16 protein-coding genes and 1 pseudogene are annotated in these 15,678 nt (G+C 66.7%); 1 reads left to right on the plus strand and 16 read right to left on the minus strand.

Going from position 1 to position 15,678, the window contains the following annotated elements:
* Window positions 1–83: 83 nt before the first annotated feature.
* The 15 genes from nusB to AC1DCZ_RS13570 all read right to left on the minus strand — a co-directional run bounded on the left by nusB (window position 84) and on the right by AC1DCZ_RS13570 (window position 14,375).
* Window positions 84–494 (minus strand): transcription antitermination factor NusB, encoded by a 411-nt coding sequence (gene nusB / locus AC1DCZ_RS13500; protein ID WP_476895604.1) that lies wholly within the window; start codon window positions 492–494, stop codon window positions 84–86.
* Window positions 494–1,057, minus strand: coding sequence for an elongation factor P (gene efp, locus AC1DCZ_RS13505; RefSeq protein WP_090581102.1), 564 nt, complete (start codon window positions 1,055–1,057; stop codon window positions 494–496). The genes nusB and efp overlap by 1 nt, the downstream gene beginning before the upstream one ends.
* Window positions 1,058–1,201: 144 nt before the next feature.
* Window positions 1,202–1,720 (minus strand): tetratricopeptide repeat protein, encoded by a 519-nt coding sequence (locus AC1DCZ_RS13510; RefSeq protein WP_476975037.1) that lies wholly within the window; start codon window positions 1,718–1,720, stop codon window positions 1,202–1,204.
* The gene (gene aroB / locus AC1DCZ_RS13515; protein ID WP_476975038.1) at window positions 1,720–2,811 is read right to left on the minus strand and encodes a 3-dehydroquinate synthase; all 1,092 of its coding nucleotides are present in this window, start codon (window positions 2,809–2,811) and stop codon (window positions 1,720–1,722) included. Before aroB ends, AC1DCZ_RS13510 begins: the two co-directional genes overlap by 1 nt.
* Entirely contained in the window at window positions 2,811–3,431 is a 621-nt protein-coding gene (locus tag AC1DCZ_RS13520) for a shikimate kinase (RefSeq protein ID WP_476975039.1), read from the minus strand. Before AC1DCZ_RS13520 ends, aroB begins: the two co-directional genes overlap by 1 nt.
* A complete protein-coding gene (gene aroC, locus AC1DCZ_RS13525) occupies window positions 3,431–4,630 on the minus strand; it encodes a chorismate synthase (protein ID WP_476975040.1) in 1,200 nt (399 codons plus the stop codon). The genes AC1DCZ_RS13520 and aroC overlap by 1 nt, the downstream gene beginning before the upstream one ends.
* A gap of 26 nt (window positions 4,631–4,656) precedes the next feature.
* Entirely contained in the window at window positions 4,657–5,541 is an 885-nt protein-coding gene (locus AC1DCZ_RS13530; protein WP_476975051.1) for a shikimate dehydrogenase, read from the minus strand.
* Window positions 5,538–7,268 (minus strand): endolytic transglycosylase MltG, encoded by a 1,731-nt coding sequence (gene mltG / locus AC1DCZ_RS13535; RefSeq protein ID WP_476975041.1) that lies wholly within the window; start codon window positions 7,266–7,268, stop codon window positions 5,538–5,540. Before mltG ends, AC1DCZ_RS13530 begins: the two co-directional genes overlap by 4 nt.
* Window positions 7,265–7,849 (minus strand): Holliday junction resolvase RuvX, encoded by a 585-nt coding sequence (gene ruvX, locus AC1DCZ_RS13540; RefSeq protein ID WP_476975042.1) that lies wholly within the window; start codon window positions 7,847–7,849, stop codon window positions 7,265–7,267. Before ruvX ends, mltG begins: the two co-directional genes overlap by 4 nt.
* An 11-nt stretch (window positions 7,850–7,860) precedes the next feature.
* Window positions 7,861–10,539, minus strand: coding sequence for an alanine--tRNA ligase (alaS, locus tag AC1DCZ_RS13545; protein ID WP_476975043.1), 2,679 nt, complete (start codon window positions 10,537–10,539; stop codon window positions 7,861–7,863).
* Window positions 10,540–10,686: 147 nt separating this feature from the next.
* Window positions 10,687–10,953, minus strand: coding sequence for a DUF6167 family protein (locus AC1DCZ_RS13550; RefSeq protein WP_476895612.1), 267 nt, complete (start codon window positions 10,951–10,953; stop codon window positions 10,687–10,689).
* A gap of 20 nt (window positions 10,954–10,973) precedes the next feature.
* The gene (locus tag AC1DCZ_RS13555) at window positions 10,974–11,348 is read right to left on the minus strand and encodes a DUF948 domain-containing protein (protein ID WP_476895620.1); all 375 of its coding nucleotides are present in this window, start codon (window positions 11,346–11,348) and stop codon (window positions 10,974–10,976) included.
* Between the two features lie 166 nt (window positions 11,349–11,514).
* On the minus strand, window positions 11,515–12,141 hold the full coding sequence (gene rpsD, locus AC1DCZ_RS13560) for a 30S ribosomal protein S4 (RefSeq protein ID WP_476895613.1): 627 nt from the start codon (window positions 12,139–12,141) through the stop codon (window positions 11,515–11,517).
* A gap of 199 nt (window positions 12,142–12,340) precedes the next feature.
* Window positions 12,341–12,715: a cupin domain-containing protein gene (locus AC1DCZ_RS13565; protein WP_476975044.1), complete on the minus strand. Its 375-nt coding sequence runs from the start codon at window positions 12,713–12,715 to the stop codon at window positions 12,341–12,343.
* 250 nt (window positions 12,716–12,965) lie between these two features.
* Window positions 12,966–14,375: a replication-associated recombination protein A gene (locus tag AC1DCZ_RS13570; RefSeq protein ID WP_476975045.1), complete on the minus strand. Its 1,410-nt coding sequence runs from the start codon at window positions 14,373–14,375 to the stop codon at window positions 12,966–12,968.
* 54 nt (window positions 14,376–14,429) lie between these two features.
* Here AC1DCZ_RS13570 and AC1DCZ_RS13575 point away from each other — a divergent pair, with 54 nt between their 5' ends.
* Window positions 14,430–15,086 carry an acVLRF1 family peptidyl-tRNA hydrolase gene (locus AC1DCZ_RS13575; RefSeq protein ID WP_476975046.1) on the plus strand — a complete coding sequence of 219 codons (657 nt, stop codon included), beginning with the start codon at window positions 14,430–14,432 and terminating at the stop codon, window positions 15,084–15,086.
* A 186-nt stretch (window positions 15,087–15,272) separates the two neighbouring features.
* Here the strand turns inward: AC1DCZ_RS13575 and AC1DCZ_RS13580 are convergent.
* Window positions 15,273–15,678: pseudogene (locus AC1DCZ_RS13580) on the minus strand (hypothetical protein); the annotation flags it as partial.

Below are 15,678 nucleotides of genomic sequence, written 5' to 3' on the forward strand. Positions count from 1 at the left end.
CGAATCCTTTGCTCAAAACAGCACAGAAAAAGGGCCGGTGCCCGCCATGAGGCGGGCACCGGCACTTTCGGGGGAATCGCCGATCAGGCGAGCAGCGAGGGCTTCAGCTGCTGCAGCCGGCCCAGCAGGCCGTTGATGAACGACGGCGACTCGTCCGTGGAGAGCGTCTTGGCCAGTGCCACCGCTTCGCTCACCGCGACGCCGTCGGGGACGTCGTCGTTGTAGAGCAGCTCCCAGGTGCCGATCCGCAGGATGATGCGGTCCACCGAAGGCATGCGCTCCAGGGTCCAGCCCTGCGAATACGTTTCCAGGAACTCATCGATCGCTGCCTGGTGGGACACGACGCCTTCGACGATTTCGAGGGTGTAGGGGTTGACGATCTGGTCGGTCTGTTCCCGACGCGACCTCAGTACATCGAACGCCGAGACGGAACGCTGCTCCGCCTCGAAGAGAACATCCAGGGCCCGGTTCCGGGCCTTACCGCGGGCGCTCACTAGTCGTTGACCCGGCCGAGGTAGCTGCCGTCGCGGGTGTCGACCTTGACCTTGGTGTTGTTCTCAACGAACAGGGGCACCTGGATCTCATAGCCGGTCTCGAGGGTGGCGGGCTTCGTGCCGGCCGAGGAGCGGTCGCCCTGCAGGCCCGGCTCCGTGTAGGTGATCTCGAGCACGACGCTCGGGGGCAGCTCGATGTACAGCGGGTTGCCTTCGTGGATGGCGATGTTGACCATCTGGTTCTCGAGCATGAAGTTGGTGGCGTCGCCCACGGTGGCCGCAGAGACCGTCAGCTGGTCGAAGTCCGACGTGTCCATGAACACGAAGTCGGTCCCGTCCTGGTACAGGTACTGGTAGTCGCGGCGGTCAACCGTGGCGGTCTCGATCTTGAGTCCGGCGTTGAAGGTCTTGTCGACGACTTTGCCGGACATCACGTTGCGCATCTTGGTGCGGACGAACGCGCCACCCTTGCCGGGCTTGACGTGCTGGAACTCGATGATGTTCCAAAGCTGGCCCTCAAGCTTGAGGACCGTTCCGTTCTTGATGTCGTTAGTGGTTGCCACTGTATCCTCTGGTTTCCTATTGGCTGGGTTCTAGGTGCCAGCCGCTTATGCCAGGCAGGCATGCCAAGCGGCCCGCCAGCGCGTAGTTATCAAAAATCCAAGATCCATTCTACCGGTTCCGCCGGACAGCTGCCCGACGGCGGCTCAGGACTGCTGGTCGAGCACTTCCCGGGCGCGCTGCAGTGCCACGGCGGAGGCGTAGATCAACGCTGCGTCGGCGGAGCCTGCCACGCGCAGATCCAGGGCCTTCGCGAAGGATTCCACCGCGGCGGCGATATTGCCGCCGGCAAAGTAGGAACGGCCCAGGTGCTGGCGGATGGCGGCCTCGTCCAGTGGCCCCTGGGTCTCCGCCAGGAGTTTGCGGAACACCTCCACGGACCGGTCGAACCGGTTGGAGACCCGGAGCACGTCGGCCTCGAAGATGCGCAGCCGCATCGAGCCAGGATCCTTGTACCGTGCCTCGGCGAGAAGCTCCGCAGCCTCCGCCGGGTGCCCTTCGACGAGCCGGACGAAGACCAGGTCCGCCGGGTCCGTGGAGGCTGCCAGCGCCGCAGCCAGGGCTTCGTCGTCAACGATCTGGGGCATGAGGGTCTGCGGGTTGATCCGGATCCCGGGGAACCCGGCGTCCGGCCATTCGCTCGTGCCGCCCTTGACCATGTTCATCAGGAAGCGATCTCCTGGTAAGCGGCGAAGAGCAGCGACGTGTCGGGGACGTCGAGGATGCCGGGGCGGGCAATCCCGTCGAGCACCACGAACCGCAGGAGATCGCCGCGGGACTTCTTGTCCCGGCGCATGCCGTCCAGCAGGGCCTGCCAGCGGTCCCGCCGGTACGTGATGGGCAGCCCCAGGCTTTCCAGGATGTTCCGGTGCCTGTCGGCGTCAGCGTCGCTGAGGCGTCCGACGCTGCGGGCCAGTTCGGCAGCGAACATCATGCCTACGGACACGGCCGCGCCGTGGCGCCAGGAATAGCGCTCGGCGAGCTCAATGGCGTGGCCCAGGGTGTGACCGTAATTGAGGATCTCGCGCTGGCCTGTCTCCTTGAGGTCCTCGGAGACCACCTTGGCCTTGACGCTGATGGCGCGTTCGATCAGTTCCTGCAGGATCGCGGACCGGGGATCGGACACTGCGGCGGGGTCCTTTTCAATGAGGTCCAGGATGGCCGGATCGGCGATGAACCCGCACTTGATGACCTCGGCCATGCCGGAGATGATCTCGTTTTTCGGCAGGGTGTCGAGGGTGTCCAGGTCCGCGAGAACCCCTGCCGGCGGGTGGAAGGCGCCGACGAGGTTCTTGCCCTCGGCGGTGTTGATGCCGGTCTTGCCGCCGACGGCGGCGTCCACCATGCCAAGCAGGCTCGTGGGCATGTGGACAACCTTGACGCCGCGCAGCCAGGTCGCCGCGACGAAACCTGCGAGGTCTGTCACGGCGCCGCCGCCGACGGCAACCACGGCGTCGGACCGGGTGAAGTCGTTCTGGCCCAGCACCTGCCAGCAGAAGGAGGCGACCTCGATGTGCTTGCCTTCCTCGGCGTCCGGGATTTCCGCGGTCAGCGCGGTGAACCCTGCCGAGGACAGTTCTTCACGGACGGTGTCGCCGGTGAGCCTGAGCGCCCGCGGGTGGATGACCAGGACGCGTTTGACGCGTTCGCCCAGCAGGCCGGGAAGGCCTGCCAGCAGGCCGCGGCCCACGACGACGTCGTAATTCTCTCCGGGGGTCTGCCCGGTGACTTTGATGACAGTTGATTCGGTACTCACTATTGAACTTCCTTCGTCGCCGCTGGCGTGGGCACGGTAGCGGTTTTCGCTGCAGCGTACTCCCCCAGCGCATCTTCCAGCCGGTGAGCCAGCTCCGGAACGGTTCCGGTCCGGACATCGAGAACAAGGTCGGCGAGCCGTTCGTAGACCGGCTGCCGGGTGGCGAACAGGGCGTGCCAGCGGCCCATGGCGTCGCCGGCCAGGAGCGGCCGGCCCGAACTCCGGGCGATCCGTTCCGCGACCGTGTCCGCGTCGCATTCGAGATAGACCACGGTGCAGCGGCGCAGGAGCTGCTGCGTGCCCGAATCCAGGACCGCGCCGCCGCCGAGGGAGATCACGGCGCTGCTTCCCTGTGCGTCTTCAATGGCCTGGGCCACGGCCCGGGCCTCGAGTTCGCGGAAGGCATGCTCTCCCCGGCTGGCGAAGATCTCGGCAATGGTCCCGTGGTTGGCGACAACCACGGCGTCGGTGTCCACAAAGGCGGACCCAAGGTGCTGGGCGAGCTGTTGTCCGACGGCGGATTTGCCCACGGCCATCGGTCCGATGAGCACGATCGGGCGGGCAGGAACATCGGCCTGGTGTGCCCCGGCTACGCTGCCGGCGTCGTTCCGGTTCGGCACTAGTGGCCGATCGAGTCCAGGGAAGCCGGAATGTTGTCCAGGTAACCCTTGATGTTGCGCGCGGTCTCCTCCACGGAATCTCCGCCGAACTTTTCAGTGACAGCTTCCGCGAGGACCAGGGCGACCATCGCCTCGGCCACGACGCCGGCGGCCGGGACGGCACAGACGTCCGAGCGCTGGTGGTGGGCCCGGGCAGCCTCCCCCGTGCTGACGTCGACAGTCTTGAGGGCGCGCGGAACGGTCGCGATTGGTTTCATGGCGGCACGGACGCGCAGCACGTCGCCGATGCTCATGCCTCCTTCGATCCCGCCGGCGCGGTTGGAGGTGCGGATGATCCTGCCGTCCGCATCCTTGACGATCTCGTCGTGGGCGGCCGAGCCGCGACGGGAGGCCGTGAGGAAGCCGTCGCCGACCTCGACGCCCTTGATCGCCTGGATGCCCATCAGTGCGGCGGCGAGGCGTGAGTCCAGTCGCCGGTCCCAGTGGACGTAGCTGCCCAGTCCCGGCGGCAGGCCATAAGCGAGGACTTCCACGACTCCGCCGAGGGTTTCGCCCTCCTTATGCGCGACGTCGACTTCGGCCACCATGGCGTCGGAGGTTTCCCGGTCAAAGCAGCGCAAGGGATCGGCGTCGAGGGCCAGCACATTGCCGGGAACCGGCAGGGGCCGGCCTTCCGGGACGGCGACGCTGGCGATCGACACGGTGTGGGAGACGAGTTCTATGCCCAACTGTTTGAGGAAGGCGGCAGCGACGGTGCCAAGGGCCACGCGGGTGGCGGTCTCACGGGCGCTGGCGCGTTCCAGGACCGGGCGGGCCTCATCAAAGCCGTACTTCTGCATCCCGGTGAAGTCCGCGTGGCCGGGGCGGGGCCGCGTGAGCGGGGCGTTCCGGGCCTGGTCTGCGAGGATTTCGGGCGCCACCGGGTCAGCAGACATGATCTGCTCCCACTTGGGCCATTCGGTGTTGCCCACCTGGATGGCGACGGGTCCCCCCTGAGTCAGGCCGTGGCGGACGCCCCCGAGGATCGTGACCACGTCCTGCTCAAACTTCATCCGTGCGCCGCGGCCGTAGCCGAGGCGCCGGCGCGCCAGTGCATCGGCGATTTCCGCGCTGGTGAGTTCCACACCGGCGGGCACGCCTTCGATAATTCCGACCAGGGCCGGACCATGGGATTCTCCGGCAGTCAACCAACGCAACATAAAATCCATCCTGCCATGTATGGCCCTCAGAACACCCGCCGGGGCGCCCCCACTGCGTCACACATCACATCTATGACCTCGGCCGGGACGGCCGCGCCGAGGCCACTGAAGTGGCGGACTTGTTCGACCGCCTGGTAGATCAGCATTTCCAGGCCCGGGACAACCGTCCCGCCCGCCGCCTGCCACACCGAGGCGATTCGGCTTGGCCAGGGATCGTACGCAACGTCCAGGAGCACGCCGGTCACCCGGGCGGAGTTCCCCGCCAGTTCCTGCGCCAGTTCTGCGGCCAGCGGGTCCGCCGCGCCGGGCGGCAGGGTGGAGATGACGACGTCGGCACCGGCTACCGCGCCCGCCGCGCCCGAGATGGGCAACACCCGCACGGGCAGTCCGAGGGCGGCGGAGGCGGCGCGAGCTTCGGCGGCGCGGCCCACATCGCGGACAAACACATCCGCGGCCGCAGCGCCCAGGTCTTTCAGTGCCGCGATGGCGGCAGCCGCTGTGCCCCCTCCGCCGAGGATGGCTGCTGCCGGTGCTGCGCCGGCACCGGCGTTGCGGAGGGCGTTGACGATGCCGGCGACGTCCGTGTTGTAACCGACAAGACGGGTTGAGCCGCCGTCGTGTTCAAAGGCAACCGTGTTCACGACGCCCAGGGTGCGGGCCGTTCCGCGGACCTCATCCACCTGGCCGACCATGCCCGTCTTCAGCGGCATGGTCACCGAGAGGCCCCGCCAGCAGTCCTGGTCGCGGACGTCCGCGCGCACCTGGATCATGAAATCCGGCAAGGCAGCCTCCGTCACGTCAATGGCGGAATAGTCGACGTCCAGCCCCAGGTAGGCGTAGGCGGCCCGGTGGAGTGCCGGGGACTTCGAATGACTGATCGGATGCCCGAGCACCGCCGCCCGCAGGGTCATACGCAGCGGTTCGGGTTGGCGTCGCACCACGCGTTGTACTTTTGCACGTTGACGTTGTGCTCCGCCAGGGTCTTGGCGAACTTCGTCTCCTTGGTGTCGAGGTTGATCGTGACCCAGTAGAGGTAATCGTTGGACTTTGGCTTGGCGGCAGCGTCGATGGCCGTCTTGCCGGGCGAGCCGATGGGCCCTGCCGGGAGTCCAGGGTTGGCGTAGGTGTTATACGGGTTGGACTTATCGGCCTTCTGGGCTTCGTCAACCTGGAAACTCTTGATGCCCAGACCGTAGGTGACCGTGGCATCGGACTGGATCAGCCCGTTGGTCTCGGTGTTGTTGGGCTTGAGCCGGTTGTAGATGGCACCGGCCACGTCGCCGTAGTCGGCCTGGCCGCCCTCGGCCTGGACGATGCTGGCCACCGTCAGGACATCGAACTGCTTCGCCGGATCGGTGACGCCCTGCGCCTTGAGCTCGTCCAGGGTGGTGCCGACGAGCTTCTGGATGACGTCCTTCGCGGACGTCCCGAGGGGGAAGCGGTACTCGCCCGGGAAGAGGTAGCCCTCGAGGTTCTTGGCCTTGGCCGGGAGGCCGAATTGGGCGGGCGCATCGCTAAGGGCCTTCAAATCCGATACAGGGATGCCGGTCCCTTCGGAGATCGCCTGCAGTGATTCGCTGATCCGCTTGCCGGCGCTAAGGGCGAAGTACATCACCTTGGCCTTGTCCTTGTTGAGCAGGATGGCGACGGCGTCGGAATTCTTCATCTCTTTGCGCATCGTGAAGTCACCGGGGCTCAGGGCGCCGCCGGAGGCCGCGAACTCCTTCAGGAACGTGTCCGCGTTCGCAATGACCTTCTTGTCCTGGAGGTCGGTGGCTACGGACTTGGGGCCGGCACCCGGCGCCACGGTAATCGCCACGTCGCCGGTTCCGGGACCCGGGTAGTCGGCCATCGTGTCGGCGCCGAGGAGGGGCTTGAGGAACTGCGCGCCGACAACGATCGCGACGACGAAGACGGTCAGAGTCAGTACCAGCGCCAGGAAGCGGCGGCGGCGCCGGACCTTCTTGGACGGTCCCTTGGATGTGCGGATGGTTGCTGCGCCGGCCATCAGCTCGTGGCCGGTTCCGGCGTGGTCTTCGTACCCGTCGTGGATGTCCGGGTGGTGGACATCGGCGTCGTCGTAGACATGGTGGGCCTCATCTTCAGGGTGGAGTTCGGCCGCGTGCAGTTCGGAATCGTGCAGTTCGGAAAAGTGCAGTTCGGGATCGTGCAGTTCGGAATCTTGCAGTTCGGAAAAGTGCAGTTCGGGATCGTGCAGTTCGGTTTCAGAGTGCAGGGAATCCTGGCGGACAACGTCCTCGTCCGCAGGACGGAGTCCTTCGTGCATGGGCTCCTCGGGCTCCACACGTACGTCTTCGTGCACGGGCTCCTCGGGCGCCGCCTCCCGGGGTACCGGGGCAGGCGTCACTTGGTGCACGGTCGGCGCGGACTCGGGGAGCTCCGGGGCTTCCGCCGGCAGGACCTGTTCCGGCGCCTGCGGGTGGCCGTCTCCGGAAGTCCTCGGAGCCGGCTCCGACGTCGGGATCTGCTCGCCGGTTTCGAAGGCCTGCGGCGGGATCACGTCATGGCCCTGGGTCGCCAGGAACTTCTCCCGGGCCCTGATTTCTTTGCGCGTCAACGGCCGGCCTGCACCGCTGAAAGCGTCATCGAAGGAGTCATCACTGTTGACCGGGCTCACTGTAGCCTTCCGTGTTCTGAAGAGTGCGTCTGTACTGCCGGGTCGGTCTGTGCGCCGCCTCCGGTCGGCCCCGGCGCAGACTCCGCGTACACGCGGCTTCCGACCTCCGTTCCCCTGGCCTTTTGCATATCAATCGCATGTTGCAGAATACCTGCCGCCGCAACCTGATCAACTACTCTACGGTGATTCCTGCTGCTCATGCCAGCTTCATGCAGGTTCCGGTGGGCTGTCACGGTGCTCAGTCGCTCGTCGACGAGCCGCACCGGAACCTCGGAGCCGGCGTCCCGCAACGCACTGGCCAGCAGCTTCGCATAGTCGGTGGCCATTCGTGCCGAAGCATGCTCTTCGCCCTTGAGGGTCCGCGGAAGCCCCACGAAAATCTGCACCGCGCTGAGTTCAGCGGCCAGCCCGGCGAGGATCCGCACGTCGGTGTTCTTCTTCACGTTCCGCTCCAGGGTGCGCAACGGCGTCGCGAGGATGCCGTCGCGGTCACAGATGGCAACGCCAACGCGGACCGTCCCGACGTCCACCCCGAGTTTCACGCCCTGGGGGTAGTCGCCGGGCACAGCAGCTTCAGTCACGTAGATTCCTGCTATCGCCGGGTAATGGCATCCACGACGGCGCTGAGGGCGGCGTCGACCTTGGAGGCGTCTGTGCCGCCGCCCTGGGCGACGTCGTCCTTGCCGCCGCCGCCGCCGCCGAGGATTCCGGCGGCGAGGCGCACAAGGGCCCCCGCCTTTACGCCGGCTGCCCGGGCAGCGTCGTTCGTGGCGATCAGGATCACCGGACGGTCGTTGCTGACGCCCGCGACGGCGACCGCGGCGGCGTCGGACCCGAGGCGGGTCCGCAGGTCCAGGGCCAGTCCGCGGAGATCATCCGCGCCACTGACCTGGCCGGCGTCGTGCGCGATGACCTTTACACCGGCAGCGTCTTTCGCGGTGCCGACAATCTGCGCCGCGGCCGCCGTGAGCTGTTCCTTGCGCAGCCGCTCGAGTTCCTTCTCCGCCGACTTGAGCTTGGCCAGGGTAGTGGCGATCCGGTCCGTCAGGAGTCCCGAGGGAACCTTCAGCATTTCCGTGAGCTCGGTCACGAGGGCACGCTCGGCGGCGAGGTGCCGGAAGGCATCCATACCGACGAATGCTTCCACGCGGCGGTTTCCCGAACCGACGGACTGCTCGCCGAGCAGGGACAGGCTGCCGATCCGGGCGGTGTTCTCGACGTGGGTTCCGCCGCAGAGCTCGCGGGACCAGGCGCCGTCGATCTCCACGACGCGGACCTCGTTGCCGTAGTTCTCGCCGAAGAGCGCCATGGCGCCCAGTGCCTTGGCCTCTGCGAGGCCCATGACCTTGGTCTCCACCCGGTAGTTGTTGCGGATGGCGATGTTGGAGACTTCCTCGATCTCGGAGCGGGTCGCGGCGCTGAGGCCCTCACCCCAGGCGAAGTCGAAACGCAGGTAGCCTGCCTTGTTGAACGATCCGCGCTGCAGGGCCTCCGGGCCGAGGATCTGGTGCAGGGCGGCGTGCACGATGTGCGTGCCGGTGTGGGCCTGTTCGGCTGCGTGGCGGCGTTCGCGGTCCACGGCGGCCTGGACGAGGGCGTCCGCACCAATTTCGCCTTCGCGGACGATTGCCTTGTGCACGCTCAGGCCCTTGAGCGGGCGCTGGACATCCAGGACCTCGACGACGAAGCCGTCGCCGGTGATCAGGCCGGTGTCGGCAGCCTGGCCGCCGGCTTCCGCATAGAACGGGGTTTCGGCCAGGACGAGTTCGATTTCGTCGCCCGTGGAGGCCTGGGAGAGCTTGCGGCCGCCGGAGAGGATGCCGCGTACCCTGGATTCGCCGCTGAGCTCGGTGTAGCCGGTGAAGACGGTCTCGCCGGCCGCGAGCAGCTCCTGGAAGGCGCTAAGGTCCGCGTGGGCACCCTTCTTGCCCTTCGCGTCAGCCTGGGCGCGCTGGCGCTGCTCGAGCATGAGTTTGCGGAACTCCGGCTCGTCGACCTTGAGCCCGGCCTCCTCGGCCATTTCGAGGGTGAGGTCGATCGGGAAGCCGTAGGTGTCGTGCAGGGCAAAAGCGTCAGCGCCGGAGAGCGGCTGGCCTGCGGCCTGGGACTCCTTGACGGCGTCCTCCAGCCGGGCCGTGCCGGAGGCGATGGTGCGCAGGAAGGCCTTCTCCTCGGCGTAAGCGATCCGGCTGATGCGCTCGAAGTCGGTCTCCACGATCGGGTAGACACCCTTCATGGCGTCCCGGGACGCCGGGAGGAGCTCGGGCAGGCAGGCCTTCTCGACGCCGAGCAGGCGCATGGAGCGCACGGCACGCCGGATGAGGCGGCGCAGCACGTAGCCGCGGCCTTCGTTGGAGGGGGTGACGCCATCGGCGATCAGCATCAGGGAGGAGCGGATGTGGTCGGCCACTACGCGCATGCGGACGTCGTCGGTGTGATGCGGGTCCTCGGCGGATTCCGCGGAGGTGTACTCCCGGCCGGAAAGCGCCGCGGCGCGGTCGATCACGGGACGGACCTGGTCGGTCTCGTACATGTTCTCGACGTCCTGGAGGATCATCGCGAGGCGCTCCATACCGAGGCCCGTGTCGATGTTCTTCTTGGGCAGCTCACCGGTGATGTCGAAATCCACCTTGGAGCGGACGTTGTCGATCTGGTACTGCATGAACACCAGGTTCCAGATCTCGACGTAGCGGTTTTCGTCGGCGATGGGGCCACCCTCGACGCCGTAGGACGGGCCGCGGTCGTAGTAGATCTCGGAGCACGGACCGGCTGGGCCTGGCTGGCCGGTGGACCAGTAGTTGTCTGACTTGCCCATCCGCTGGATCCGCTCGGCCGGCATGCCGGTGTTCTTCAGCCACAGCTGCTCGGCTTCGTCGTCCTCTTCGTAGACGGTGACCCAGAGACGCTCCGGCGGCAGCCCGTACCCGCCGTCGTCCACGCTGGTGGTGAGGAGCTCCCACGCGAACTTGATGGCATCTTCCTTGAAGTAGTCGCCAAAGGAGAAGTTGCCGCACATCTGGAAGAAGGTGCCGTGGCGTGCGGTCTTTCCGACTTCCTCGATGTCACCGGTCCGGATGCACTTCTGCACGCTCGTGGCCCGGTTGAAGGGTGCTTCCTCCCGCGCGGTCAGGTACGGGATGAACGGGACCATGCCGGCCACTGTGAACAGCAGGGAAGGGTCGCTGGAGACCAGGGAGGCGGAGGGCACGGCGGTGTGCCCTTTACTGACAAAAAAGTCGATCCAGCGCTTGGTGATCTCCTGCGACTTCATGAGCTGATTTCTTACCCTTCAATATTCACTGCGTTGTGTGGTCCTCGCGTTCGGTCCGCGGGACAAACTGGATTCCGGCGTGGATCCGGCCATGAGGGCCGTGCCGGCGCGCCCTGCCGGGCACACTATGTACTAATTCTCTCCCGGCTAGCGCCGGACTGCATCCCGGCCGGCGATGCCTTTGCCAATGCGGGCGTCAACGGCCGCGTCAATGCCGAGGGCCGTGCGGAGCTCGGTTTCCCGCTCTCCCATGCCTTCCCGGACCGCGTCGGCAAAGTCGTACAGCCCGTCGGCGAGCCGTCCAACAGCCCGGTTAAGGCCTTCAGGGCCAAGGTTTGACTGCGCCTCGGTGATCTTGCGGAAGGCGATGACGCCGATCGCGACGCCGATTCCCATCCAGATAATTCTGTTCATGTCATTTTCTCCAGCTGGGCTTAGCGGCTACGGCGGCCGGTGGCGGGCTTTTTACGGGCGCTGAACGCAGAGCGCACGCCGTAGCTGAAGGCAGCCACTTTGATCAGAGGCGAACCCACGGTGGCGGCCACGAGCGACGACAGCGCCGAAATGTTGGCGGAGGCGTCCGAGACGTTGGAGGCGATTCCGTCGACTTTCTTCAGCTGCTCGTTGGTGGTGGAGACGGTGGCGGTGACTTCGTCCATGAGCGGAGTGGCGCCGTCGCTGATGGAGCGGATGGAGGTCCGCACCTCGTCAAAGACTCCCCCGAGCTTCAAGATCGGCACGGCGAGCAACAGGACCAGCAGTGCAAACACTCCGGCCGCGATCAGGCCGGCAATATCGCCACCAGACATAGATATTCATCTCCTTGAACTGCAGTGGATTCCTGCGTGTTGCGTCGTGATCCTACGGGTTCCTCCGACTGAAACTGTCGGCAACCGGGGAACTCCCCCAAATACCTTACATACAAAGAAGCCCGCGGCGCTTGCCACGGGCTTCTTTGTAGGTGCTGCCTTGGATCTAGCGTGCGTAGAATTCCACGACGAGCTGCTCTTCGCAGGTTACGGGAACCTCGGAGCGCTTCGGGCGGCGCACGAGGCGGGCCTGGAGGGCGTCAAGCTTGACGTCCAGGTAAGCGGGAACCATCGGCAGGACGTCGCGGTGCGCGCCGGCTGCTGCAACCTGGAACGGAGGCATGATTTCGCTGCGGCTGTGGACGTGGACCAGCTGGCCCTCACCGACGCGGAAAGACGGGCGGTCAACGCGGATGCCGTCAACCAGGATGTGGCGGTGCACAACCAGCTGGCGGGCCTGGGCGATGGTGCGGGCGAAGCCTGCACGGAGCACGAGGGCGTCGAGACGCATTTCGAGCAGTTCGATCAGGTTCTCACCGGTCAGGCCCTTGGTGCGGCGGGCTTCTTCGAAGGCGCGGGTCATCTGGGCTTCGCGGATGCCGTACTGCGCGCGCAGACGCTGCTTTTCGCGCAGACGTACGGCGTAGTCGGAGTCCTGCTTCTTGCGGGCACGGCCATGCTCACCGGGGCCGTACGGACGGCGCTCCATGTACTTGGCGGCCTTGGGGGTCAGAGCGATGCCGAGTGCACGCGAGAGGCGTGCTGTACGGCGAGCACGAGTGTTGTTAGCCACTTGTGTCCTTCCAATATCTGCGGTGTGTCAGTGTTACTGGCCTCCACGATGGAGAGCATCGGCCAACCGCTGCCTTTTGCTACTGGGCACAGTGCAACCCTCATCAAATCAGGGATTTGGTGGATTGTGCGTCCGTGCCTTGCCAGACAACGAATTAGCCTACCATGACGCTGCCGATGGCACCGCTTTCAGATCGCACTCACACCTTGGCATGCAGGCCCCGGCCGCTGCGCCGGCCGAACGATGCCGCGCCCAGGAATTCCACGGCGACGAACGGTTCCGATCCCACCACCCATTCATCGTGGTCCGGCGGAATTGCGTACGTGTCATTGGCATGGATCGTGGAGCGCAGTCCGTCAACTGTCGCGACTTCCATCACGCCGGAGATGCAGAATCCGAGGTGGTGGTGCTGGCAGAGGTCGGTCTTCTCAAAGGGTCTGATGTAGTCGGACCACCGCCATCCCGGACCGAGGATCAGCCGTGCAACCGAGTAGTCGTTCACAGAGACAAGGTCGAATTCGGCTTTGTCCGGGCACCGCTTCCTGTCGGGGACATCGAAGGACTTTACTGCCATGGCTGTGACGCAATTTACGGACATGGGACACTACCTCGGAACTGGGTGGGGCCGCTGGGTGGAAACTAAGCTGTTGCCGGCCGCCGTTCGGGAGACCAAGGGTATGACTGCCGGCGTTGTGCGCAGCTGTCCCCAGCGCCGCACGGACATTCAGCAGATCCGTGCTGAACGTATTTCCACGTTAGACCTCATGCACCGGAAGTCAACGGTGGATTCCTTGACGCCCCCGCCACGGCCGGCCGGCCGCAGGTCAGTTGCCGCGGATGATCTTCCGAAGCCGCTCCAGCCGGGTGGCAATGTCCCGTTCCGCGCCGTTCGCCGTGGGCTGGTAATAGTCGCGGCCCACCAGGTCATCCGGCGGATACTGCTGGGCGGCCACCGCGTGCGGGGCATCGTGCGCGTACTTGTAACCCTGCCCGTGGCCAAGCTGCTTCGACCCGGGGTAGTGGGCGTCCCTGAGGTGGGCGGGGACGCCGTTGCCGAGCCCCGCCCGGACATCCGCAATGGCCTGGTTGATCCCCATGTAGGCCGCATTGGACTTAGGCGCCGTGGCCAGGTGGACGACCGCCTCCGCGAGCACGATCCGCCCCTCGGGCATGCCGATCAGCTGCACGGCCTGGGCTGCCGCCACCGCGGTCTGCAGTGCCGTCGGATCGGCCATGCCGACGTCTTCTGCCGCCGAGATCACGATGCGCCGGGCCACGAACCTGGGATCTTCCCCTGCCTCCAGCATCCGCGCCAGATAGTGCAGGGCCGCGTCGACGTCCGAGCCACGGATTGACTTGATGAAGGCGCTGGCGACGTCATAGTGCTGGTCCCCGGCCCTGTCGTAGCGGACTGCGGCAACGTCGAGCGCGCGTTCGGTGTGCCTGAGTTCGACCACCACGGTGGCGTCGGTGTCGGCGTCGTCCGCATCCCCGAACGCGACCCCGGCAGCAGCCTCCAAGGCGGTCAGGGCACGCCGGGCGTCCCCGCCGGAGAGCCGGACGAGGTGCGCCAGGGCTTCGGCGCTCAGTTCCACCTCGCCGCCGAGGCCGCGGACGTCCGTGACGGCCCGCTGGAGCAGACCCTCGATGTCCGCGTCTGTGAGCGGCTTAAGGGTCAGCAGCAGGGACCTGGACAGGAGCGGGGACACGACCGAAAAGGACGGATTTTCGGTGGTTGCCGCCACCAGCACCACCCAGCGGTTCTCGACGCCGGGCAGCAGCGCGTCCTGCTGGGCTTTGTTGAAGCGGTGGATCTCGTCGAGGAAGAGCACGGTGGTGGTCTTGAACAGGTCCCGGGCGGTCAGGGCCTCCTCCATGACCCGGCGCACGTCCTTGACACCGGCGGTGATGGCTGAGAGCTCGACGAATTTCCGGCCGGTCCCCTTGGCAATGACATGCGCCAGCGTGGTCTTGCCCGTCCCGGGAGGCCCCCAGAGGATCAGCGAGCTCGGGCCGGCGGGTCCCGTTGCGTCCGTACCAGCGGCCAGTTGCCGCAGCGGGGATCCCGGTCCCAGCAGGTGCTGCTGGCCCACGACCTCGTCCAGCGTCCGCGGACGCATCCGGACCGCCAGCGGACCGCGCTGCGAGGCCGCCCGGCCCGCACCCTTGCCTGCCCCGGAGGACCCGGCGTCGCCGTCTTCGCTGTCGGGCCCCGGGCCAAAGAGATCATCCACATAGATAGGCTACTTCTAGTTTCAACAACCAATGTTCAGACGAAGGATCCACCCATGACAGTCAATGACGGCGCCGCCTCCCGCGTGGCCTTCGTCTCCGGCGCCCGGCTGCCGGGCTGGGTGGAACGCTTCACCGCCAGCCACGGGCACCTGTCAACCGAGGAACGCGACGGCGGACTGCAGCTGTGCGCGGCGGACGGCGCCATCGCGCTGCTCCAGCCGCCCTGGCCGGTGGATGGCAGGCCGGGGCGCGGCCCCGACGCCGTGACCCGGCTCGCGTCCTTGGCCGGACAACACAGACGCATCGGCGCGGTACTTATCCGCCGCGGCGGGTACTCCGTGGCGGTCATCAGCGGCGGCGCCGTGCTCGCATCCAAGACCGGCACCCGCCACGTCCAGTCGCGCACGGCCGCGGGCGGCTGGTCCCAGCAGCGCTTCGCCCGGCGCAGGGCCAACCAGGCCGATGCCCTGGTGGAGGCCGTCGCGGAGCACGCCGGACGGATCTTCGCGGACCACCGGATCGAATACGTGGCACCGGGCGGCGACCGGACGCTCGCCGAACTTGTGCTTGCCGAGCCCGTGCTGAAGCCCTACGCGGCCCTGGCCAGGCTGCCGTTCCTCGACGTCCCCGACCCTCGCGCCGCTGTCCTGAAGAAGGCCGCCGCCGACCTGTGTTCCGTGCGCATCCTGGTGACCGACCCGGCGCAGTAGCTGCTCCGCCGAAGCCGGTCCATCCGCCGAAGGATGCAACGGCGGCCGCGGACGAAACGGCCTATATTTCGGGCGCGAGCGTGACGGTGACGTCGTCGAGGTCGCGGCTGTAGTCGAGCCCGGCACGAGAGCCTCGAGGCGTATTCCTGATAGCCCCCGGCTTCGACCAGCAACTCGAGTTCGTCCTTAGACCAGGAAGCATTCCGGGATGGAGTCGTCCAGCGGTGCTGGCCAGTCCGGGTCGTCCGTGTCGGTGACCCGGAAGTGGTGCCCGGCCGTGAAGTGGTGCCAGTCCGGGAAGGGGTCCCGGGGCAGTTGCGGTTCTGCGGGCTGGCCTTCGTCGGGGCCGGGATCCTGGCCGGGGTGCCCGGTGGGCGGCGGGTCCGGATGGTGTCCCGGATCGGCGGGCTGGCCTTCGTCGGGGCCGGTGTCCGCAGCCGGGATGTGGTCCGGCCAGTGGGGTGGTTCCCAGTCCTGGTGTTCGCTCGCGTAGTACCGGCCCGTCGGTGAAATCCACCCCGGCGGGTTGTCCTTGCCCGCCCCGGTGGGTGTCCACGCCGAGCCGTGTTTGAGGCGGTGGTGTTTGCGGCAC

This window comes from Arthrobacter sp. 10N418, from assembly GCF_056394725.1.